The 19,025-nt window shown below is 62.0% G+C and carries 20 protein-coding genes and 1 pseudogene; 9 read left to right on the forward strand and 12 right to left on the reverse strand.

What is annotated here, in order from left to right; genetic code table 11:
• Positions 1-56: 56 nt before the first annotated feature.
• Positions 57-782: a carbonic anhydrase gene (locus AC6LJY_RS13220; protein ID WP_498136129.1), complete on the reverse strand. Its 726-nt coding sequence runs from the start codon at positions 780-782 to the stop codon at positions 57-59.
• A 195-nt stretch (positions 783-977) separates the two neighbouring features.
• On the opposite strand from AC6LJY_RS13220, the gene fdx reads away from it, so the two are divergent.
• Both fdx and AC6LJY_RS13230 read left to right on the forward strand, forming a co-directional pair.
• A complete protein-coding gene (fdx, locus tag AC6LJY_RS13225; RefSeq protein WP_046805852.1) occupies positions 978-1,316 on the forward strand; it encodes an ISC system 2Fe-2S type ferredoxin in 339 nt (112 codons plus the stop codon).
• 225 nt (positions 1,317-1,541) lie between these two features.
• Entirely contained in the window at positions 1,542-1,748 is a 207-nt protein-coding gene (locus tag AC6LJY_RS13230) for a hypothetical protein (RefSeq protein WP_046805853.1), read from the forward strand.
• A 118-nt stretch (positions 1,749-1,866) separates the two neighbouring features.
• On the opposite strand, the gene AC6LJY_RS13235 is transcribed toward AC6LJY_RS13230, so the two are convergent.
• The gene (locus AC6LJY_RS13235; protein WP_498136130.1) at positions 1,867-2,400 is read right to left on the reverse strand and encodes a hypothetical protein; all 534 of its coding nucleotides are present in this window, start codon (positions 2,398-2,400) and stop codon (positions 1,867-1,869) included.
• A gap of 149 nt (positions 2,401-2,549) precedes the next feature.
• Here AC6LJY_RS13235 and AC6LJY_RS13240 point away from each other — a divergent pair, with 149 nt between their 5' ends.
• Entirely contained in the window at positions 2,550-2,951 is a 402-nt protein-coding gene (locus AC6LJY_RS13240) for an Imm1 family immunity protein (protein ID WP_314363679.1), read from the forward strand.
• A gap of 8 nt (positions 2,952-2,959) precedes the next feature.
• Here the strand turns inward: AC6LJY_RS13240 and AC6LJY_RS13245 are convergent, their stop codons facing one another.
• Positions 2,960-3,925, reverse strand: coding sequence for a 2-hydroxyacid dehydrogenase (locus AC6LJY_RS13245; protein WP_498136131.1), 966 nt, complete (start codon positions 3,923-3,925; stop codon positions 2,960-2,962).
• 77 nt (positions 3,926-4,002) lie between these two features.
• On the reverse strand, positions 4,003-4,998 hold the full coding sequence (locus AC6LJY_RS13250) for a Bug family tripartite tricarboxylate transporter substrate binding protein (RefSeq protein WP_104143719.1): 996 nt from the start codon (positions 4,996-4,998) through the stop codon (positions 4,003-4,005).
• 178 nt (positions 4,999-5,176) lie between these two features.
• Between AC6LJY_RS13250 and AC6LJY_RS13255 the strand changes: the two genes are divergently transcribed.
• Positions 5,177-6,076 (forward strand): LysR family transcriptional regulator, encoded by a 900-nt coding sequence (locus AC6LJY_RS13255; protein WP_498136132.1) that lies wholly within the window; start codon positions 5,177-5,179, stop codon positions 6,074-6,076.
• 10 nt (positions 6,077-6,086) lie between these two features.
• Here the strand turns inward: AC6LJY_RS13255 and AC6LJY_RS13260 are convergent, their stop codons facing one another.
• The 3 genes from AC6LJY_RS13260 to AC6LJY_RS13270 all read right to left on the reverse strand — a co-directional run bounded on the left by AC6LJY_RS13260 (position 6,087) and on the right by AC6LJY_RS13270 (position 8,749).
• Positions 6,087-6,467 carry a DCC1-like thiol-disulfide oxidoreductase family protein gene (locus tag AC6LJY_RS13260; protein WP_046805857.1) on the reverse strand — a complete coding sequence of 127 codons (381 nt, stop codon included), beginning with the start codon at positions 6,465-6,467 and terminating at the stop codon, positions 6,087-6,089.
• An 83-nt stretch (positions 6,468-6,550) separates the two neighbouring features.
• Positions 6,551-7,972 (reverse strand): HdeD family acid-resistance protein, encoded by a 1,422-nt coding sequence (locus tag AC6LJY_RS13265; protein WP_498136133.1) that lies wholly within the window; start codon positions 7,970-7,972, stop codon positions 6,551-6,553.
• A 96-nt stretch (positions 7,973-8,068) separates the two neighbouring features.
• Positions 8,069-8,749, reverse strand: a complete 681-nt coding sequence (locus tag AC6LJY_RS13270) for a DUF2239 family protein (protein WP_498136134.1) — start codon at positions 8,747-8,749, stop codon at positions 8,069-8,071.
• Positions 8,750-9,045: 296 nt separating this feature from the next.
• Here AC6LJY_RS13270 and guaB point away from each other — a divergent pair, with 296 nt between their 5' ends.
• The 3 genes from guaB (at position 9,046) to AC6LJY_RS13285 (ending at position 13,532) form a co-directional block, all read left to right on the forward strand.
• Entirely contained in the window at positions 9,046-10,506 is a 1,461-nt protein-coding gene (gene guaB, locus AC6LJY_RS13275; protein ID WP_046805860.1) for an IMP dehydrogenase, read from the forward strand.
• Between the two features lie 99 nt (positions 10,507-10,605).
• Complete coding sequence (gene guaA, locus AC6LJY_RS13280; protein ID WP_120155167.1) at positions 10,606-12,198, forward strand: glutamine-hydrolyzing GMP synthase; 1,593 nt, start codon at positions 10,606-10,608, stop codon at positions 12,196-12,198.
• Positions 12,199-12,548: 350 nt separating this feature from the next.
• Positions 12,549-13,532 (forward strand): Bug family tripartite tricarboxylate transporter substrate binding protein, encoded by a 984-nt coding sequence (locus AC6LJY_RS13285; RefSeq protein WP_219992326.1) that lies wholly within the window; start codon positions 12,549-12,551, stop codon positions 13,530-13,532.
• Between the two features lie 93 nt (positions 13,533-13,625).
• Here the strand turns inward: AC6LJY_RS13285 and AC6LJY_RS13290 are convergent, their stop codons facing one another.
• The 3 genes from AC6LJY_RS13290 to msuE form a co-directional block, all read right to left on the reverse strand.
• Positions 13,626-14,654, reverse strand: a complete 1,029-nt coding sequence (locus AC6LJY_RS13290) for a methionine synthase (protein ID WP_046805863.1) — start codon at positions 14,652-14,654, stop codon at positions 13,626-13,628.
• A gap of 31 nt (positions 14,655-14,685) precedes the next feature.
• Complete coding sequence (locus AC6LJY_RS13295) at positions 14,686-15,669, reverse strand: DUF1852 domain-containing protein (protein WP_046805864.1); 984 nt, start codon at positions 15,667-15,669, stop codon at positions 14,686-14,688.
• A gap of 99 nt (positions 15,670-15,768) precedes the next feature.
• Positions 15,769-16,350 (reverse strand): FMN reductase, encoded by a 582-nt coding sequence (msuE, locus tag AC6LJY_RS13300; protein WP_314363697.1) that lies wholly within the window; start codon positions 16,348-16,350, stop codon positions 15,769-15,771.
• 143 nt (positions 16,351-16,493) lie between these two features.
• Here msuE and AC6LJY_RS13305 point away from each other — a divergent pair, with 143 nt between their 5' ends.
• Complete coding sequence (locus AC6LJY_RS13305; RefSeq protein ID WP_046805866.1) at positions 16,494-17,426, forward strand: LysR family transcriptional regulator; 933 nt, start codon at positions 16,494-16,496, stop codon at positions 17,424-17,426.
• A 7-nt stretch (positions 17,427-17,433) separates the two neighbouring features.
• On the opposite strand, the pseudogene AC6LJY_RS13310 reads toward AC6LJY_RS13305, so the two are convergent.
• Together AC6LJY_RS13310 and AC6LJY_RS13315 are read right to left on the reverse strand one after the other, a co-directional pair.
• Positions 17,434-17,541, reverse strand: a pseudogene (locus AC6LJY_RS13310) (PIN domain-containing protein); the annotation flags it as partial.
• 25 nt (positions 17,542-17,566) lie between these two features.
• The gene (locus AC6LJY_RS13315; RefSeq protein WP_498136135.1) at positions 17,567-17,947 is read right to left on the reverse strand and encodes a MerR family transcriptional regulator; all 381 of its coding nucleotides are present in this window, start codon (positions 17,945-17,947) and stop codon (positions 17,567-17,569) included.
• Between the two features lie 88 nt (positions 17,948-18,035).
• On the opposite strand from AC6LJY_RS13315, the gene AC6LJY_RS13320 reads away from it, so the two are divergent.
• Positions 18,036-18,941: an alpha/beta fold hydrolase gene (locus AC6LJY_RS13320; RefSeq protein WP_498136194.1), complete on the forward strand. Its 906-nt coding sequence runs from the start codon at positions 18,036-18,038 to the stop codon at positions 18,939-18,941.
• The last annotated feature ends 84 nt before the right edge of the window (positions 18,942-19,025 follow it).

The raw sequence follows: 19,025 nt of genomic DNA on the forward strand, positions 1-19,025 counted from the left end.
AAGGAAGGCCGCGACCGTGCCCACACGGATGAGGCTGAACCATCAGCCTCGCGCGATCAAACCAGCGTCACCTTCCCAGTGGCCAAGTCGTACACGCCGCCCGCCACCATCAGCTTCTTTTGCTCGACCATGCTTTTCAACACCGGCTGCGCGCTCTGTAATCGCTGGACGGCCAAGCGGACGTTTTCAGCGATGGCGGCGGCCAGCAGGTTTTTCGGTTCGCCCTTGCTGGCGCGTTCCACGGCGGGTTTGATGGCGTTGACCAGTTCGGGCAGATGGCCGGGCAGCTCGGCGTTTTCTTTCAGCACCTTTACCGTGGCATCCACCGCGCCGCAATTGTTATGGCCCAGCACCACGATCAGCGGCACGTTCAGAAACTTGGCGGCATATTCAAAACTGGCCAAGCCATCGTCATTGACGAAGTTTCCCGCCACGCGAACGATAAATACATCGCCCGGGTTCTGGTCAAAGGCCAATTCCGGCGCCACCCGGGAATCCGAACAACTGAGTATCGCGGCAATCGGTTTCTGCGTTTTGACGCGAGCCGCCCGGCCCGCTGAAAAGTCCCGCATATTGGGTTTGTTGGCCGCATACCGGGCGTTGCCGGCCAGCAGTCGTTTCAACGCCTCTTCGCCACCAATGTCATTCGACGGGACTTCGGCATAGGCGGTTTCCGCCCAGCCCGTCGCGCCAAAAGCCGCCAGACCCGCCGCGCCCAACAGCAGGCGGCGGCGGGGGTTGTCCGGCGTGGAAGCAGTCAGGCAATCAGCACAGTCGCACATAGGTTTCTCCCAAAGGACAAATGTCCAGAGAATTCGTGCGCAATCATTGTGCGGCGATAACTGTGTTTTGACGCGGTAACCCGTGTGGACTTAACAATTGTTTTGGCTGGCCGGCGCTTGACCTTGCCAGCGTGGGCATCTTTAGGCTGGGGGCCTGGTTTGAATGTTCCAAGACCATCCACTAAGGCGGGCCCTATGCCAAAAATCACTGTTCTTCCCCATCCCGATCTTGCTCCCGCCGGCGCAGAGCTGGACGTTCCCGCGGGAACGTCGCTTTGCGACGCGCTGCTGGACCACGGAATAGCCATTGAACACGCGTGCGAACAAAGCCGCGCCTGCACGACATGCCACTGCATCGTGCGCAGCGGTTTCGATGCGCTGAATGAAGTGGAAGAGGGCGAAGAAGACCTGCTGGACCGCGCCTGGGGAGTCGAGCCGCAGTCACGTCTAAGCTGCCAGGCCATCGTCGGCGATGAGGACGTGACGGTCGACATCCCCAAGTACACCGTCAACCATGCGAAGGAAAATCACTGAAGCCAGACGCGCTGCTGCCCGCCGATAGGTCGCCCGCTGAGCGAGGGTTCCCCCCTATTGAAGGGCTTGTTTTCGATCCCTTACATCGGTGTTACGACTCCAACGATAGGATTTGGATATTCGAAACTAGGAGTCCATCATGAATAACGAGAAGCCGACACCCGAACCAAATAAGCGTCGCTGGCCTTTCGGCTATGGGGACGAATCCAATCAGCTGGAGACGTCATGGACTGTTCGGTAGAAGGAAAAGTGGCATTCGCGGATGGCCATTCGTACCATTTCGCCACGGTGGACGCCGCGCTGGCATTTGCCGAATGCGTGAAAAGCTCCCAGCAACCCGGTCAATGCGCGGCAGCCAATGGCTGTACGCAGACGGTAAAGCTGGAAGATGTGGCGGCCGCGGAAGAGCAGGAGCAGCGCGAAGACCGCTGATCAGCGGCCGGGTTCAGTCGCGCCCCTGGGTCATTGCACCCGGGGGCGCGACGTCGTTTGCGTTACCCCGTTTACGTTACTCCGTTTACGTCGGCCCGTTTACGTCGGCCCGTTTAGGTCACGCCGTTTGCGACGCCTCTGCGTTAGCCGGGCGCACGCTGCCGGGTTTGCCGTAAAACCAGTAGGCACAAAGAAAACCGGCAAGCATACCCGGCAGGCCACCCACAAATAACGGAAACACCATGTCGCGCACGGCGGCGTCGCGGCCGGAGAACGGCAGGAATGCACCCATTCCAAAGACCAGGCCGACCAGCGCTACCTTGCCCAAGGCTTTCCAGGTGGATCGCACCGGCCGTAGCGCGCCGGCCACGATGCCGCACAGCAGCGCGGGGATGACACCAAACAGATAAAACCAGGGCAGGCCAAAGACCATGATCATCAGGTTTTGGGGCGTTTGCGACAGCACGCTGAGAACCAGCGTAACGGCGATGCCGCCAATGGCGGGCGCGATGAACGCAAACATCAAGCCGCCCGCGAAAATATCGCTGCGTATGCGGTGGCCGGTGTCATCCGGGCTGCGTCGGGTCACCCGATAAACCACGGATGCCACGGTGGCCAATAGCAAAATGGCGGCGGTGATGATCAATTTCATGGCGCCATTCTGGCATAAACCCAAGCTTGCGCCGGCACGCGTTAATGCCGGTAGACTGCTTGCTTTCGCGTCCCGTTTTTAATGGGGCAACGAACCGGCGCCGGCCCATGCGGGTGGCCAGGCGCCAATATCAAGGGGGCATCAACGCTGTGAAAATAAAAAAACTGATTGAAGAACGCCGTCTGGGCGAACGCGTCGCCGTCAGCGAACGCGACGACCCGACCCACGCCGATACGCTGGCCGCGCTGGACCAGCTGGACGGCGCGCAATACAGTTCCGTCGCCTTCGTGACGGAAGACGACACCGTCATGGCGATCGGGGGCGGCGATGGCGCGTTTGTCGTGTCCATCACGCTGGATGACGACGCGCGCATCTATACGCTGGTCGACCCGTCGCGGTCCGAAGACCACGACCAGGAAGTGGTGGTGGGCGGGCAGGCGGGCAGCTACCAGCAATACCAATGCGTGGACCGCGACATGGCGAGGGCGGCGCTGCTGCATTTCCACCAGGAAGGCGCGCCGTCACCCGACCTGCAATGGGTTAGCGAGTAGGGCGGGCTTTACACCACCCGCGTCAGCACCTTTTTTTCCCGGAACCAGCCGTCCAGATTGGCCACCATCAACTCGGCCATGGCGCGGCGGGTTTCGTGCGTGCCGCTGGCGATGTGGGGCAACAGCACCACGTTGTCCATGGCGTGCAGGGCGGCCGGGGTCTTGGGTTCATGTTCGAACACGTCCAGCCCGGCGCCCGCAATCCGCTTGCCTTCCAGGGCGCTGACCAGCGCGGCCTCGTCCACGACCGTGCCGCGCGCGATATTGATGAGCCACCCATCGGGGCCCAGCGCTTCCAAGACACGCGCGTTCACCATGTGCTGCGTGGCGCCGCCACCGGGCACCGCCAGCACCAGGAAGTCGCACTGCGCGGCCAGCGTTTCGATGTCCGGCACGTAACGGTATTCCGCCGGCGCATCCGCGCGCGGCTTGCGGTTGGTGTACAGAATTTGCATGTCGAAGGCGGCGGCGCGGCGGGCGATCTGCAAGCCGATATTGCCCAGGCCCACGATGCCGCAGCGCTTGCCGCTCATGCGGGTGCCCAGCGGAAAGCCTTCGTTGGGCCAACGGCCGGCGCGCACGAAGCGGTCGGCTTGGGCGATGCGGCGCGCGGCGGCCAGCATCAAGGCCAACGCCGTGTCGGCGACGCAGGCGTCCAGCACGCCCGGGGTGTTGGTGACGACCACGCCGCGTTCGCGGGCGGCCGCCAGGTCTATCGTGTCGTATCCCACGCCAAAACTGAAAATGCCTTCCAGCGCGGGCAGCGCGTTGATCAGGTCGGCGGTAGCGCCAAAGCGTCCGCTAGTGGCGATGCCGCGTATGTTGGCGCCGTGTTCGCGCAGCAGCGCATCGGCGTCGGCGGCTTCCCACAGGCGATGCACGTGATAGCGCGATTCCAGGTCGGCGACCAGATCGGGCAGCAATGGGCCGACCATCAACAGGTGCGGGGCGGAGGAGGGCGTGGAATCTGTCATGGATGCGGCTTATTGGAAAGGCTGAAAGAAAATGGCTAAATGAAAGCGACCGGCCCGACCATCGGGCCGGTCAACGATCAATTGGTCTGGATATTACGGGTCTTGATGATCTGCCCATAGCGCGCGCGTTCGCTAGCGGCCAGCTCTTGCAACTGCTGCGGGGTGGAGCCGTGCGCGACGGCGCCTTGCGATTCCAGCTTGGTCTTCATGACCGGATCGTTGGCCACGTCGCGAATGGCTTGCGACAGCTTTTCAATCACGGCCGGCGGCGTGCCGGCAGGCGCCAGCACGGCGGTCCACGAGCCGGATTGCGCGTTCTTCACTCCCGCCTCATCGATCGTGGGCACGTCGGGCATGGCGGGCGAACGCGTGGCGCCCGTGACGGCCAGCGCGCGCAGCTTGCCGCCGGTGACGTAGGGCATGGTTTCCAGTACGGACGCAAACAGCATGTCGACGCGGCCGGCCATCAGGTCGGTCATGGCGGGGCCGCCGCCTTTGTACGGCACGTGCATCAGGTCCACGCCCGTTGCCTGTTGGAAGATTTCGCCGGACAGGTGCGGCGCGCCGCCCGTGCCCGAGCTGGCGAACGTGTGCTTGCCAGGTTCCGCCTTGGCCAGCTTGACCAGTTCGCCCACATTCTTGGCGGGCAGGGTGGTGGGCACGACCAGCACGAAGGGCAGGTCCGAAAAGAGTGACACGGGGGCGAAGGCGGTGGCCGGGTCCGAATGCAGTTTGTAGATCCACGGGTTGATCGCCAGCATGCCCGAATTGGCGAACAGCAGGGTGTAGCCGTCGGCGGGCGAACGCGCCACCAGGTCGGCGGCGATCTGGCCGCCCGCGCCGGGGCGGTTGTCCACGACCACGGACGACGCCAGCTTGTCGCCCAACGCCGCCGCCAACAGGCGCGCCGAGATGTCGGTGCCGCCGCCCGGTGAAAAAGGCACGATCAGGTTGATCGGGCGCTCGGGGTAACCGGCGGCCTGCGCGCTGAACGGCAATGCGGCGGTGGCGGTCAGGGCCAGCGCCGCGGCGATGAGCCGGACGCGGTGGCGTGCGATGGGGGTTGTCTCCATATCTTTTCTCTTTTTGGGGGGGGAACGGCTTGCGCCGCGAAAAAATTACCGTGCTGCGGTGATGCTCCTTTGGATCCCTGATGCCGTCGTGCGGCCTTTTTTTGCGAGTATAGAAACGGCTTTCGATGGATAGCCGTTCGAGCTATAAATAGCATTGATCAATTCAAGGATTGAATCGATGGAGTTTCGTCAGCTGGAGTGTTTCATTGCGGTAGCCGAGGAATTGCACTTCGGCCGCGCGGCCGAACGGCTATGCATGACGCAGCCGCCGCTGTCGCGCCAGATCCAGTTGCTGGAGCAAGACCTGGGCGTGACGCTGTTCGAGCGCAACAGCCGGCAGGTGTTGCTAAGTGCCGCCGGACGCCGCTTTCTGCGCGATGCGCGTCATTTGCTGGAGTTCTCGGCACGGGCCGCCGCCACGGCGCGGCGCACCTCGGGCGGCGAGGCCGGACATATCACCCTGGGCTTTACCGCCGTGGCGTCCTACCGCTTGATGCCGTCGATGATCATGCGGGCGCGCAAGCTGCTGGCCGATGTTGAAATCCAGCTGCGCGAAACGGTCAGCACCGATCTGGCGCGCTTGCTGGTGGCGCGCGAACTTGACGCGATTCTGGCGCGCAGCGTGCCGCAGCAGGCGGGCATCGAATCGCGCTTGGTCGAGCGCGAACCGCTGGTGCTGGCCTTGCCCGTCGGATCGCCGTTATGCGAACACGAGACCGTGCCGCTGCGCTTGTTGCAAGGGCAGCCCTTCGTGCTGTATTCGCCGCGTGACGGCAAGTATTTTTACGACCGTATCGTGGGCGCGTTTGGGCTGGCCGATGTGCAGCCGGACTATGTGCAGCGCGCGGGGCAAACCCATACCTTGCTGGCGCTGGTGCGGGCGGGGCTGGGCGTGGGCATCGTGCCGGATTCCGCGCGTGAACTGCGCTTTGAAGGCGTGGAGTTTCGTCCGATCGGCCAGCGCGATCTTTACGCGGATATGTATTTGGCGTGGCACGCCCAGCATGACAATCCCGCGCTGGACGCGTTTCTGGAACGCGTGGTGGGGGTGGATGTCGCGGCGCGCCGCGCGCCGTAGGCCGCCGTGCCTACAGCTGCATCTTGCGCTTGCCCAGCAGCGTCAACGCCAAACTACGGCCGGTACGCATGAACGGGTACAACGCCGTGGACAGGCAGGGGTTGCGGAATACGGCGGCGTTCACGCTGTTGAACAGGTCGTTACTGGTGCTGATCAAGGCCAGCCGGTTGATGCAATCGGCGCCCCAGTAGTCTTGCCCATCCAGGTGCAGCAGCATGCCCTGGTTCAAGTCGTAGCCTTGCGCCTTGTAGGCCACGGCCAGGTCGGGGTGGTCGCGCATGTTCAGCAGGTCGATCGGCCCCACCGCTTTCTGCAATTGCAGCATCCGCACGTAGTTCGAGCAGAAGGGGCAGTCTCCGTCGTACAACAGGAAGTTCTTGGAGATGGACATGATGCACCTTGGGTTGAAAACACAGGTCCATTAAAGCGCAATGCGTGCCGCTGTGCGCGGGGCGTTCTGCCAGCCCCCGGCCTTCACCCTTGCGCGGGCGGGCGGCGCGTGGCGGCGTCGCGATCCTGGTCGCGCCAGCGCGCGCGCAGCTGTCCGATCTGGCGCAGCGCCGCTTGCGACATTTTCCACCAGCCGAACGGCCGGGGGTCGGCCAGCATGCTCATGGCGCGCGCGTAGTCCAGCGTCAGCCCGGGCGTCCAGGCCATCGTCAGGGCACGTTTACGAATCTGCGAGGCCACCCACAGTTCCGGCGTCAACAGCAGACGCAGCAATACGCGCCAGCCGGCCTGGCTGCCATGCAGCCGTCCCACCACGCCGTCCAGCGCGGCATCCAGCGCCCGGGCAACCGAGCTTGAGCAGTTGCGGTGAGTCAGGTTGTAGGTGCTGTCCTGGCGATACTGCTGCCAGAAATCGGCCAGCTTCTGCGCGTCGTAATTGCGAAACCGCACGCGCACGGTCGACGGGCACCAGGCCTTGGATTCCGTGGGGTAGTCGGGTTGATACACGCCGGGGATATCGTTTTCGGCGGTGGCGCGCAGCAGGTTGCCGAATTCATCGGGCGAGCGGTCGATTTCGTCGCGCGGGTACAGGCTGATGTAGATGCCTTCCGGCGATTCCAGGGCGGCGTGCCCGGTCGAGATGACGCCGTTGACGTCCACGGCCGCAATGTAGCGGTCCACCAGCGGAAGGTTGCGTGTTTGCGCCTTGGCCGAGCCGGACGGCGTCCACACGTGTACCGTCAGCGCGGGCTCGGAGTCGGCGGGGGGGCCATCCCACATGGTGGGGCCAAGGGGGCGGGGCGACAGTGTCGACCCTGCCTGTGAAGCCGCCGTAGCAGCGGGCTCCGACGGCATGAAGTCCGGCGACGGGTTGGAGGCGAACGCCGGGTTCGATGCCAGGTGCCTGACCCGCCGCGCCAGCCACAACAGCTTCAGGCCCGCGATGCCCAGGAACAGTCCTACGCAATACGGCAGCGTGCCGACATAGTTGGTGGGGTAGGGCTGGAAGAAGAAAATGGCCAGCAGGATTTCTACGATGCCCCCCGCAAAGGCGTAGCGCCAACGCTGGTAGCGCACCACATACGCGGCCAGGCACTGCAATACGCCGTCGGTCAGGAACAAGGCGCCAAAAATCATCGACAGGGCAAAGTGCCCGTGGTGGTGGCCCGCCAATATCAAGCTGCCGGCCAGCAGCACGAACAGCCCTTTCACATAACGCAGCACACGCTGCCCGCCCACGCCGCTGGACGCGATCATCAGCGTGGCCAGTCCTTCGATGATGAAGAGGATGGCAAAGGCGTTCAGCGGAAAGTACAGCGCGTTGTCCAGCGCGTCGATGAAAACGAAGATGCCCGCAACCAAGAAAAACAACCCGGCCGCGAACAGGCCCTTCCAACGCTTGCGCAGATAGGGGACTCCCAAGAGCAGCAATACAAGTTGTGGCATGCCTGTGTTCCGGTTCAAGAAGGGCGAAGGACGAAAACCGAATCGTACAGAAACTTGATGGCTTTTTTATCTTTATGGCCGGCGCTGCGCCGGCGGCTAGGGCTGCGGCTGGGGCGTCGTCGGCGCATCCCATGCCAAGCGCATCGCATAGCCGCGCACGTCTTCCGGCCACGCGGCGACACACCGCACGTAGCGGTCGCGATCATCGGCATACAGCGCGCGGGTGGCTTCTTCAAAGCCGGGCAGGTTGCCGGCCATGCTGGCCATGAACCGGTACGCGGCTTCCTGGCGCTGACGTTGCCGACCTTGCGCGTCGTTGTCACGGCGAGCCTGTTCCACCAGCTTGCGCAACGCCACCGACGCGCCGCCCGGCTGCGCGCCCAGCCAATCCCAATGCCTGGGCAACAGCGTGACTTCGCGCGCCACCACGCCCAGCTTGGGCCGGCCGCGCCCGCGCGGCGCCAGGGCGGCGCTGTCGGAAATCTCGTTCGATTCGGGGGGGCCGTCAGCGGGCGCCGCGCCAACGGGCGCCGCGCCATCGGGCGCCGCGCCGGCGGGCGAACGGTAGCGGTCGGCAACCTGCGCGTCGGACCCGGACAGGTTCAGGTCCGTCTGCGTGCCACTGCCGTCTTGATAGACAAGCAGCGCTTGCGCCGCATCGGCGTCCATGGCGCGCTTGACGGCAAGCGCCACGTCGGCCAGCGGCCCGGCGGCAAGTATTCGGTGGCCTTCAAAGGCGGTGTAGGTGGGGGCGGGCGAGTGGTCAGAGGCAGTCATGGCGTATGGGTTGCGGTGGCCAATATCGGGTTGGATGCGTCCAACGCCTTTTGCGAAACGGCGGCGGAAACGTGGTGCAATTATGACCCGGGTGAAAATAGCCTGTCAATAACGCCCGGGTAAAAATAGTTGTGGGATTCGTGTGTCGGGGCTATAACCCGGGCACTGATTCCGGCGCCCATGCGTGCCGGCCTGGCTGCGCCGTGCCCTGTAAAAAACCCTGCATAAACCTAGGGTAGACACCTAGAAAAAATCAGCGGGCGGCGTATAATCTTGCTTTGCGCCCGGAGTTACCCATGCGTCTCGTTCAAAAAGCGCTCACCTTCGACGATGTGTTGTTGGTGCCTGCGTATTCCGAGGTGTTGCCGCGCGACACCTCCCTGGCCACCCGCCTGACCCGCAATATCAGCCTGAATATTCCGCTTGTGTCCGCCGCCATGGACACCGTCACCGAGTCTCGCCTGGCTATCGCCATGGCCCAAGAAGGTGGCATCGGCATCATTCACAAGAATTTGACCGCCGATCAGCAAGCCCGTGAAGTGGCTCGCGTCAAGCGCCACGAATTCGGCATCGTGATCGATCCGGTCACCGTCACCCCCCAAATGAAAGTGCGCGACGCCATTGCGTTGCAGCGCCAGCATGGCATTTCGGGTCTGCCGGTCGTTGAAGGCCGCAAGCTGGTCGGCATCGTGACCAATCGCGATCTGCGTTTTGAAGAAAACCTGGATCAACCCCTGCGCAACATCATGACGCCGCAGGAACGCCTGGTCACCATGAAGGAAGGCGCCACGCTGGACGAGGCTCAGGCGCTGATGCACAAGCACCGTCTGGAACGCGTGCTGATCGTGAACGACGGCTTTGAGCTGCGTGGCCTGGCCACCGTCAAAGACATCGTCAAGAACACCGAACACCCGATGGCCAGCAAAGACGGCCAAGGCCAGTTGCGCGTTGGCGCGGCCGTGGGCGTGGGCGCGGGCACCGAAGAGCGCGTGGAAAAGCTGGTTGCCGCCGGCGTTGACGTCCTGATCGTCGACACCGCGCACGGCCACTCCAAGGGCGTGCTGGAAGGCGTGCGCTGGGTCAAGCAGAACTACCCCAAGGTTGAAGTCATTGGCGGCAACATCGCCACCGCTGCCGCCGCGCGCGCGCTGGTCGAGTACGGCGCCGACGGCGTCAAGGTCGGTATCGGCCCCGGCTCCATCTGCACCACGCGTATCGTCGCCGGTGTGGGCGTGCCGCAGATCCATGCCATTTCCGAAGTGGCCAAGGCGCTGGAAGGCACGGGCGTTCCGCTGATCGCCGACGGCGGCATCCGCTACTCGGGCGACGTCGCCAAGGCGCTGGCCGCCGGCGCGTTCTCGTGCATGATGGGCGGCATGTTCGCCGGCACGGAAGAAGCCCCGGGCGAAGTCGTGTTGTTCCAAGGCCGCTCGTACAAGTCGTACCGCGGCATGGGCAGCCTGGGCGCCATGACGGACGGCTCGGCCGACCGCTACTTCCAGGACCCGGCCAATAACGCCGACAAGCTCGTCCCCGAAGGCATCGAAGGCCGCGTCCCCTACAAGGGCAGCGTGCTGGCCATCATTTACCAATTGGTCGGCGGCATCCGCGCCTCGATGGGCTACTGCGGCGCCGCCACCATTGACGACATGCGCACCAAGGCCGAATTCGTGGAGATCACCTCCGCCGGCGTGCGCGAGTCCCACGTACACGACGTGCAGATCACCAAGGAAGCGCCTAACTACCGCGCCGACTGATCCGTACAGTCAACTACAATGTCATGCATCACGCACCGGCAGAATCGCATTAACAATCGCGGTTCTGCCGGTGCGGTTTTATTTAATCGGTAGAGCTCAATGCACCAGCGCATCCTCATTCTTGATTACGGTTCGCAAGTCACCCAACTGATTGCCCGCCGCGTCCGCGAAGCCGGCGTCTATTCCGAAGTGCACCCGGGCGACGTCGACGACGCCTTCGTGCGCGACCAAATGGCGCAGGGCTTGAAGGGCATCATTCTGTCCGGCAGCCACGCATCCGCGTACGAAGAAGGCTCGATGCGCGTGCCGCACGCCGTGTTCGAACTGGGCGTGCCGGTGCTGGGCATCTGCTACGGCATGCAGTCCATGGCGCAGCAACTGGGCGGCGTGGTCAGCTTCTCGGACCACCGCGAATTCGGCTACGCCGAAGTGCGCGCCCACGGCCACACCAAGCTGCTGGAAGGCCTGGACGACTTCACCACGCCCGAAGGCCACGGCATGCTGAAGGTCTGGATGAGCCACGGCGACAAGGTCACCGAGCTGCCCCCGGGCTTCAAGCTGATGGCGTCCACGCCGTCGTGCCCCATCGCCGGCATGGCCGACGAAGAACGCCGCTTCTACGCCGTTCAGTTCCACCCCGAAGTCACGCACACCGTCCAAGGCAAGGCCATGCTGGCCCGCTTTGTGAACGAGATCTGCGAATGCCAGGGCGACTGGAACATGCCCGACTACGTCGCCGAAGCCGTCGCCCGCATCCGCGAGCAAGTCGGCACCGACGAAGTCATCCTGGGCCTGTCCGGCGGCGTGGACTCCTCGGTGGCCGCTGCCCTGATCCACAAGGCCATCGGCGACCAGCTCACCTGCGTGTTCGTCGACCACGGCCTGTTGCGCCTGGACGAAGGCAAGCAGGTCATGCAGACCTTCGCTGAAAACATGGGCGTGAAGATCATTCACGTCGACGCCACCGCCCAATTCATGGGCAAGTTGTCTGGCGTTGCGGACCCCGAAGCCAAGCGCAAGATCATCGGCCGCGAATTCGTCGAAGTGTTCCAGGAACAAGCCGGCAAGCAGCAAAGCGCCAAGTGGCTGGCCCAGGGCACGATCTACCCCGACGTCATCGAATCCGCCGGCGCCAAGACGGGCAAGGCCACGTCCATCAAGTCGCACCACAACGTGGGCGGCCTGCCGGACACGCTGAACCTGCAACTGCTGGAACCCCTGCGCGAACTGTTCAAGGACGAAGTCCGCGAACTGGGCGTTGCGTTGGGTTTGCCGCCGCAGATGGTCTACCGCCACCCGTTCCCGGGTCCGGGTTTGGGTGTTCGGATTCTGGGCGAAGTGAAGCATGAATATGCTGAACTGCTGCGCCGTGCGGATGCGATCTTCATTGAAGAATTGCGGAACACCAAGGATGAAGCTAGTGGCTTGACCTGGTATGAGCTGACGTCCCAAGCGTTTGCCGTGTTCCTGCCGGTGAAGTCGGTGGGTGTGATGGGCGATGGACGGACTTATGAGTACGTTGTGGCGCTGCGTGCAGTCCAGACGTTTGACTTCATGACGGCCGACTGGGCGCCGCTGCCGCACCCGCTGCTGGCTCGCGTTTCTTCGCGGATCATTAATGAAGTGCGCGGGATTAATCGCGTGGTTTATGACGTGTCGAGCAAGCCGCCGGCGACGATTGAGTGGGAGTGATCCTGCTTAAAGGCTGAGGTAAGAGAAAAGAGCGCTTCGGCGCTCTTTTTGTTTCTGCCGTGGTTGTCAGTGGCTTTAATTGGGGAGGTGGCTCGCAGCTCAATAAGAATGGGAGGTTCAAATTAAAGTCCTCCCGTTTTTTATTCGGACCAAAGCGATCATGCTAACCGCCGCTCGCTCGTCGCCCGAAAACTAGGGTTATCCGGGATTCTTTATGCTTAAACTTTTGTGAAGAATAAGCGCCAGATGCAGGGCTCCGCCGCGATGAGGCATCAAGGTGGTTCACCGGGGTGCGGCACCTGACGCACCGTACGCAGGATCGCGCGGTGGCGGCCCAGAAGGAGAATCGGATGCTGTTGCGTAGACATTGCCTGGCCGTGATGATGCTGGCGCTGACTGGCTGGGCGACGGGCAGCCAGGCGCAAACGGCGCCTCAGGCCTGGCCGACCAAGCCGGTGCGTCTGGTTGTGGGATTGGCCCCTGGCGGGCTGGTCGACGTGCTGGCGCGCACGGTTCAGCCGCATTTGGCCGAGGCCTTGAAGCAGACCGTTATCGTGGAGAATCGGGGCGGGGCGGGCGGCAACGTGGCGGGCGCCGAGGTGGTGCGTAACGGCGGAGACAACCATACCTTCTTGCTCAATCCATCGACCACCGAATCGGTCAACCCGCTGATGTTCACCAGCATGCCGTTCGATCCGCAGCGTGACCTGCGGCCGGTTGCCTTGTTGGCCAACAGCCAGTTGTTCCTGTTTGTCCGGTCCTCGCTGGGCGTGGATACGCTTGAAGCGTTCGTCGAATACGCGCGCAAGCAGCCCAATCCGCTTAACTACGGGTCGGCCGGCAACGGCACGACGCCGCATCTGGCTGGCGAGCTGCTCAAGCAGGCTACCGGCATGCAGGCCACCCATGCGCCATATCGCGGCGTGGCGCCGGCGATACAAGACCTGGCCGCGGGCCAGATCGACTTTGCGTTTGGACCGGCCACGGTTTTTCCCATGGTGCAAGCGGGCAAGCTGAAGGTGCTGGCGGTGGCGAGCCGGCAACGGGCTGCCGTGGCGCCGGACATACGGACCTTTTCTGAGGCGGGCATTGACGGCGTTTTCGCGGACAGCCTGTTCGGCGTGTATGCCGCCGCCGGCACCCGCGATGATGTGGTCGATCGCATGAACGGCGAAATCAACAAGGTGCTGGCGCGGCCGGAGATCAAGGCGCGATTCCTGGACGCCGGCGCCGAGGCGCTACCGCTGAGCGTGGCGGACTACACCGCGCGCGTGCAGGACGAAAAGAAATTGTTCGCCCCATTGATGAAGTCATTGGGGCTGAAGGAACAGTAGAGAAATAAGGAAATAAGGAGTCAGACTGCAATTTCGATGAGACTGCAATTTCGCCGATGCCAGCGAAAAATTGCAGTCTGACTCCATGGTGCATCAGCCCAACAGTTCCTTGCGAACGATTTCCGCGCCTTCGCTCAAAGCCAGCAGCTTGCCCTTCGCAATAGCCCGCGACAACGGCGCCATGCCGCAGTTCGTGCACGGATACAGCTTGTCGGCATCCACAAACTTCAGCGCCTTTCTCAGCGTATTGGCGACTTCTTCGGGCGTTTCCACCTTATCGCTTGCCACGTCAATGGCGCCGACCATCACCTTCTTGCCGCGAACCAGTTCAAGCAGATCGATCGGCACGTGCGAGTTGTGGCATTCCAGCGAGATGATGTCGATATTGGATTTTTGCAGCTTGGGGAACGATTCCTCATACTGACGCCACTCGGACCCCAGCGTCTTCTTCCAGTCGGTATTGGCCTTGATGCCGTAGCCGTAGCAGATGTGCACGGCGGTTTCGCACTTCAGGCCTTCGATGGCGCGTTCCAGCGTGGCGATGCCCCAGTCGTTGACTTCGTCGAAGAACACGTTGAATGCCGGCTCATCGAATTGGATGATGTCCACGCCCGCGGCTTCCAGTTCGCGGGCTTCCTGGTTCAGGATCTTGGCGAATTCCCAGGCCAGTTTTTCGCGGCTCTTGTAGTGGGCGTCGTACAGCGTGTCGATCATCGTCATGGGGCCCGGCAGCGCCCATTTGATGGGTTGCTTGGTTTGCTGGCGCAGGAACTTGGCGTCTTCAACAAACACCGGCTTTTGACGGCTGACGGCGCCCACCACGGTCGGCACGCTGGCGTCATAGCGATCACGGATTCGAACGGTTTCGCGCTTTTCGAAATCGACGCCGTCGAGATGTTCGATGAACGTCGTGACAAAGTGCTGACGGGTTTGCTCGCCGTCGCTGACGATATCAATGCCCGCATGCTGTTGTTCTTGCAGCGCCAGGCGCAAGGCGTCTTGTTTGCCCTCGACCAGCTCTTCGTCTTGCAGCTTCCAAGGCGACCAAAGTTTTTCAGGCTGTGCCAGCCACGAGGGCTTGGGCAGGCTGCCGGCGGTGGAGGTGGGCAGTAGTTTTTTCATGATTAGGTCGTCTCGTCTGTTTTTTGAGTGATTAGTGCGCGTAGTTGGCGGCCCAGCTTTCCAGCACGTGCTTGTAGGGTTTGATGAAGTGCTCTTCCGTGAACTTTCCCTGCTTCACGGCAAGCTGGCTGCGCTCATCGCGGTCATAGACAATCTGCGTCAGCGAGTAATCCTGATTCTTCAGGCTCGGTTGATAGACCTTGCCCGCGGCGGAATTGGCGTTGTAGATCTCGGGGCGGTAGATCTTCTGGAACGTTTCCATCGTGCTGATGATGCTGATCAGCTCAAGGTTCGTGTAGTGGCCAAGCAGGTCGCCCTGAAAATAAAAGGCCAACGGCGCGGCGCTGCCCGGGGGCATGAAGTAACGGACCTGCAAGCCCATTTTTTCGAAGTACTGGTCCGTTGGCGAGAATTCGCTTTGCTGATATTCAACACCCAGGATGGGGTGCTGATTTTCAGTACGCAGGTACGTCTTGCTGCTTGAGGCGCTGATGCAGATGACCGGCGGCTTGCTGAATCGCTCGGTGTAAGCGCTGGAACCGACAAAGTGCTTGAACAGCTTGCCGTGCAAGTCGCCGAAACCGTCGGGCGAGCTAAAGCTGGATTTGTTCTTGTTGTGCTCTTGCAAAAGCACGCTGAAGTCGTAGTCGCGCACGTACGAAGAGAAGTTATTGCCGACGATCCCATCGATGCGTTCGTTGTTGTGGCGGTCGACGATATTGGTCTTCAATATCTCAATCAGCGGAAACGCATCACTGCCGCCGTTGGCGGCGATGTTCATTTCAACCGAGATGATTTCAAGTTCGACCGTGTAGCGATCTGCCTTGGGGTTGTCCCAATGCGCCAGACTATTGAAGCGCCTGTCGATCATCTTCAGCGTGTTGCGAAGGTTCTGTTGGCGACTCGCGCCCCGCGCCAGATTGGCGAAGTTGGTCGTGATGCGCGTGTTGTCGGACGGCTGATAATTTTCATCAAAAGGAATGCTCTTGATGTTGAAAGTGAACGCGTTGCTCATGGTGATGGTGTGCTGATTTTGGCGAATGGAATACGGAGCCGGCTGCCGCTAGGCGACGGACGCTATGGCCGCTGCGGGCGGCGTTGAATTGGCTTTGCTTCAGGCTGCTACCGGTTCTTCTGTGGCGGCGGTGCTTGGATGGCGCATCAATTCGATTAAGGGCAACGCGCGCTGGACCGCCAGTCTGGCCCGTTCGATCAGGGCCATGTCGTGCAGGCGGTAGTCGGCAAAATCCTTGTCGGTCGCGTAGACGCCCAGCGGCAAGGTGCGCGCCTGGAAGAAGCTGAACAAGGGCCGCAACTGGTGATCGATGATCAGGGCATGGCGTTCGCTGCCGCCGGTGGCCGCCAACAAGACGGGCTTGTCGATGAGGGCGTCTTGATGAATGAAGTCGAAGAAGTGCTTGAACAGCCCCGTGTACGAGCCTCGGTAGACCGGGGTTGTCACCACCAGGACGTCCGCTTGTTCGACCGCGCCAAGCTCGCGCTCCACCGTGTCGGGCAATTGAGAGCGCCAGACGGCGCCGGCCAGTTGCGGGGCCAGCTCACCCAGTTCAACAAGGTGTTGGTCGCACGGAATATGGTCGGCGATCAGGTCCAGCAGGTGTTCTGCCAGGGCCGCTGACTTCGAGGGGCGTTGCAGTCCGCCGGAAACTGCGACTAGACGGAGTGGACGTGTCATCTTTGCTTCACATGAATAGAGCTGCCCGGCGCGGCATCTGTGTTTGTGCAGTTGCAGCATCAAGCTGGAACCGCATGCTAGAGGAGGGTAACGATGAAGTAAAATGGTTTTATTTCACCTATCCATGAGCAGGAATCATCTGAATGCTTGAACGCATCCACCTCAGCATCGTCCAGCAGGTCGAAAAGCAAGGGTCGTTGACGGCCGCTGCGGGCGTGTTGAACCTGACCCAGTCGGCACTGAGCCACAGCATGAAGAAGCTGGAAGTGCAGTTGGGCACCGACGTCTGGCTGCGCGAAGGTCGAAGCCTGCGCCTCACCCAGGCCGGCCAATACCTGCTGGCGGTGGCGAACCGCGTGTTGCCGCAACTGGACCTGGCCGAAGAGCGACTGGGCCAGTTCGCGCAGGGCGAACGCGGCGCGCTGCGCATTGGCATGGAATGCCACCCTTGCTACCAATGGTTGCTGAAGGTGGTTTCACCGTATCTGGCGGCGTGGCCCGACGTGGATGTGGACGTCAAGCAGAAGTTCCAGTTCGGCGGGATCGGCGCGCTGTTCGGCTACGAGATCGACCTGCTGGTGACGCCGGACCCGCTGTTCAAGCCGGGCCTGAAGTTCGAGCCTGTGTTCGACTACGAGCAGGTGCTGGTCGTGCCCAAGGGCCACCGCCTGGCAACGGCTGCGTACGTGAAGCCGCAGCAGCTGACGCAGGAAGTGTTGATCAGCTACCCCGTGGACATCGAGCGCCTGGACATCTACAACCAGTTCCTGCTGCCGGCAGGCGTCACGCCCAAGCGCCATAAAGCCATCGAAACCACCGACATCATGGTGCAGATGGTGGCCAGCGGACGCGGCGTGGCCGCGCTTCCGCGCTGGCTGGTCGAGGAATACGCGGCCCGGATGGAGGTGGTGCCGGTACGGCTGGGCGCGCGCGGCATCGCCAAGCAGATTTTTCTTGGCGCGCGCGAAGCGGACAGCGCCATTGATTACGTGCGGGCATTCATTGAACTGGCCCGCCACCCGGGCACCGACGCGCCGACCGCTGTGGCGCAAGAAGCCAATGGACAATCACGGTAGCGCTACAGTGAATGTCGCGACTCCAGCGGGCACGGAATCGTCCTGACAGTCCCAGCTACATTAGAAAGTCACGCAGCGGCGCGGGGTAGAGTACGCAGGCATCGAAGATCTGGATGTCGCAATAAACGAAAGCCGAAGGCTCACTCGTGCCTGCCCCCCTCGATCAGCATGCCTCGCAACCGCTGGCGCTGTCTTTCCAGCGCCGCTATCTGCTTCTCCAAGATCGCCAGCCGTTTGCGCTTCGCATCCTTCATATCCGCGCATGCCTTCGCCCCTTCAATCAGCAACATGCAACCCGGAAAGTTGCGGATTTCTTCCAAACTGAAGCCGGTAGCGATCAATCGCTGAATCTGCTTGACCTGAGTGACGGCCACTGCGTCAAAGGCGCGGTAGCCATTCTGGGCACGCGTTGACGCAAGCAAGCCATGCTGATCGTAGTGACGAATCGAACGTACGCTGACGCCGGTTGCTTGCGCCAGCGCGCCGATCTTCAGCAGGGTGGTGGGCTCAGTTTTATTCATGGATCGAACCTTATCACCTAGTGCTTGACTGTGACACTAATGTCAGGCTTTAGCCTGGGCTCTTTCCATTCGAAGGAGCTTCAACATGATGTCTTTCACCGCTTTCACCCATTGGCGCAAGGGGTTTGCCGCAATGGCCCTGATGGTTCTATGCACGCTGGCGCGGGCCGCAGTAGATCCATACACAGTGACGGCGCCTGATGGCGTGCGCATCGCGGTGCAAGAGGCCGGCGACCCGAACGGTCAGCCCATCATCTTTATTCACGGTTTGCTTGGCAGCCACCTTAGCTGGGAAAAGCAGGTCAACAGCCCTCAGTTGCAGCGCTACCGCCTGATCACTTTCGATATGCGGGGGCATGGCCTGTCCGGGCAACCTGAGCGTGCCGATGCCTACCGTGATGGACGCCGTTGGGCGGATGATCTGGCTGCGGTGATTGCGGGGTCAGGCGCCCGGCAGCCCGTCTTGGTGGGATGGTCGCTAGGCGCGGCGGTTACCACGAATTATCTGGCTGCCTATGGTGACGAGAAAATCGCCGGTGCCGTGTACGTGGGAGGGGTCATCGAGCTGACACCGGAACAAATCGTGTCGCAGCCGCATGCTTACAAAGGAATGGCGTCGCCAGATCTCAAGACGCATCTCGATGCTGAACGCGAATTTATGGCCCTGTGCTTTGCCACCCAGCCTGACGCGCGGACGTTCCAGCGTTTGCTGGCCAATGCCGCCATGGCTTCCCAGAGCATGCAGAACGCCGTGCACGGTATGTCGCTGAATGCGCCCAAGGGCTTGGGGGCCATGCACAAGCCGCTGTTGTTGATTTATGGCGCGCGTGATGCGTTGGTGCAGGCCCAACCGTCCTTCAATCGCGCCAAGGCCTTGAACGCCGGCGCCATCGGCAAGTTCTACGCAGACTCGGGGCATGCTCCCTTTCTGGAGGAGGCCGAGCGTTTCAACCGCGATCTGTCCGCCTTTGCTGACGCCGCGACGCAGCCCTAGCCGTTCATGTGCCCAGCGCAAATATCAACGCTGGCATGTTTTATGGCGATCGATATAAAATCCCCGGACGTTCTCGGGTACCTG

Source organism: Achromobacter sp. RT286_PF (genome assembly GCF_059760425.1).

What these genes read in the sequence shown, in the direction of transcription:
- AC6LJY_RS13255 (WP_498136132.1), top strand. Translation starts at nt 5,177, where the DNA reads ATGGAGTTTCGTCAGCTGGAGTGTTTCATTGCGGTAGCCGAGGAATTG.
- AC6LJY_RS13295 (WP_046805864.1), bottom strand. Translation starts at nt 15,669, where the DNA reads ATGAGCAACGCGTTCACTTTCAACATCAAGAGCATTCCTTTTGATGAA.
- AC6LJY_RS13250 (WP_104143719.1), bottom strand. Translation starts at nt 4,998, where the DNA reads ATGGAGACAACCCCCATCGCACGCCACCGCGTCCGGCTCATCGCCGCG.
- AC6LJY_RS13305 (WP_046805866.1), top strand. Translation starts at nt 16,494, where the DNA reads ATGCTTGAACGCATCCACCTCAGCATCGTCCAGCAGGTCGAAAAGCAA.
- AC6LJY_RS13265 (WP_498136133.1), bottom strand. Translation starts at nt 7,972, where the DNA reads ATGCCACAACTTGTATTGCTGCTCTTGGGAGTCCCCTATCTGCGCAAG.
- AC6LJY_RS13245 (WP_498136131.1), bottom strand. Translation starts at nt 3,925, where the DNA reads ATGACAGATTCCACGCCCTCCTCCGCCCCGCACCTGTTGATGGTCGGC.
- AC6LJY_RS13260 (WP_046805857.1), bottom strand. Translation starts at nt 6,467, where the DNA reads ATGTCCATCTCCAAGAACTTCCTGTTGTACGACGGAGACTGCCCCTTC.
- AC6LJY_RS13270 (WP_498136134.1), bottom strand. Translation starts at nt 8,749, where the DNA reads ATGACTGCCTCTGACCACTCGCCCGCCCCCACCTACACCGCCTTTGAA.
- AC6LJY_RS13220 (WP_498136129.1), bottom strand. Translation starts at nt 782, where the DNA reads ATGTGCGACTGTGCTGATTGCCTGACTGCTTCCACGCCGGACAACCCC.
- AC6LJY_RS13285 (WP_219992326.1), top strand. Translation starts at nt 12,549, where the DNA reads ATGCTGTTGCGTAGACATTGCCTGGCCGTGATGATGCTGGCGCTGACT.
- guaB (WP_046805860.1), top strand. Translation starts at nt 9,046, where the DNA reads ATGCGTCTCGTTCAAAAAGCGCTCACCTTCGACGATGTGTTGTTGGTG.
- fdx (WP_046805852.1), top strand. Translation starts at nt 978, where the DNA reads ATGCCAAAAATCACTGTTCTTCCCCATCCCGATCTTGCTCCCGCCGGC.
- AC6LJY_RS13235 (WP_498136130.1), bottom strand. Translation starts at nt 2,400, where the DNA reads ATGAAATTGATCATCACCGCCGCCATTTTGCTATTGGCCACCGTGGCA.
- msuE (WP_314363697.1), bottom strand. Translation starts at nt 16,350, where the DNA reads ATGACACGTCCACTCCGTCTAGTCGCAGTTTCCGGCGGACTGCAACGC.
- guaA (WP_120155167.1), top strand. Translation starts at nt 10,606, where the DNA reads ATGCACCAGCGCATCCTCATTCTTGATTACGGTTCGCAAGTCACCCAA.
- AC6LJY_RS13230 (WP_046805853.1), top strand. Translation starts at nt 1,542, where the DNA reads ATGGACTGTTCGGTAGAAGGAAAAGTGGCATTCGCGGATGGCCATTCG.
- AC6LJY_RS13290 (WP_046805863.1), bottom strand. Translation starts at nt 14,654, where the DNA reads ATGAAAAAACTACTGCCCACCTCCACCGCCGGCAGCCTGCCCAAGCCC.
- AC6LJY_RS13315 (WP_498136135.1), bottom strand. Translation starts at nt 17,947, where the DNA reads ATGAATAAAACTGAGCCCACCACCCTGCTGAAGATCGGCGCGCTGGCG.
- AC6LJY_RS13320 (WP_498136194.1), top strand. Translation starts at nt 18,036, where the DNA reads ATGTCTTTCACCGCTTTCACCCATTGGCGCAAGGGGTTTGCCGCAATG.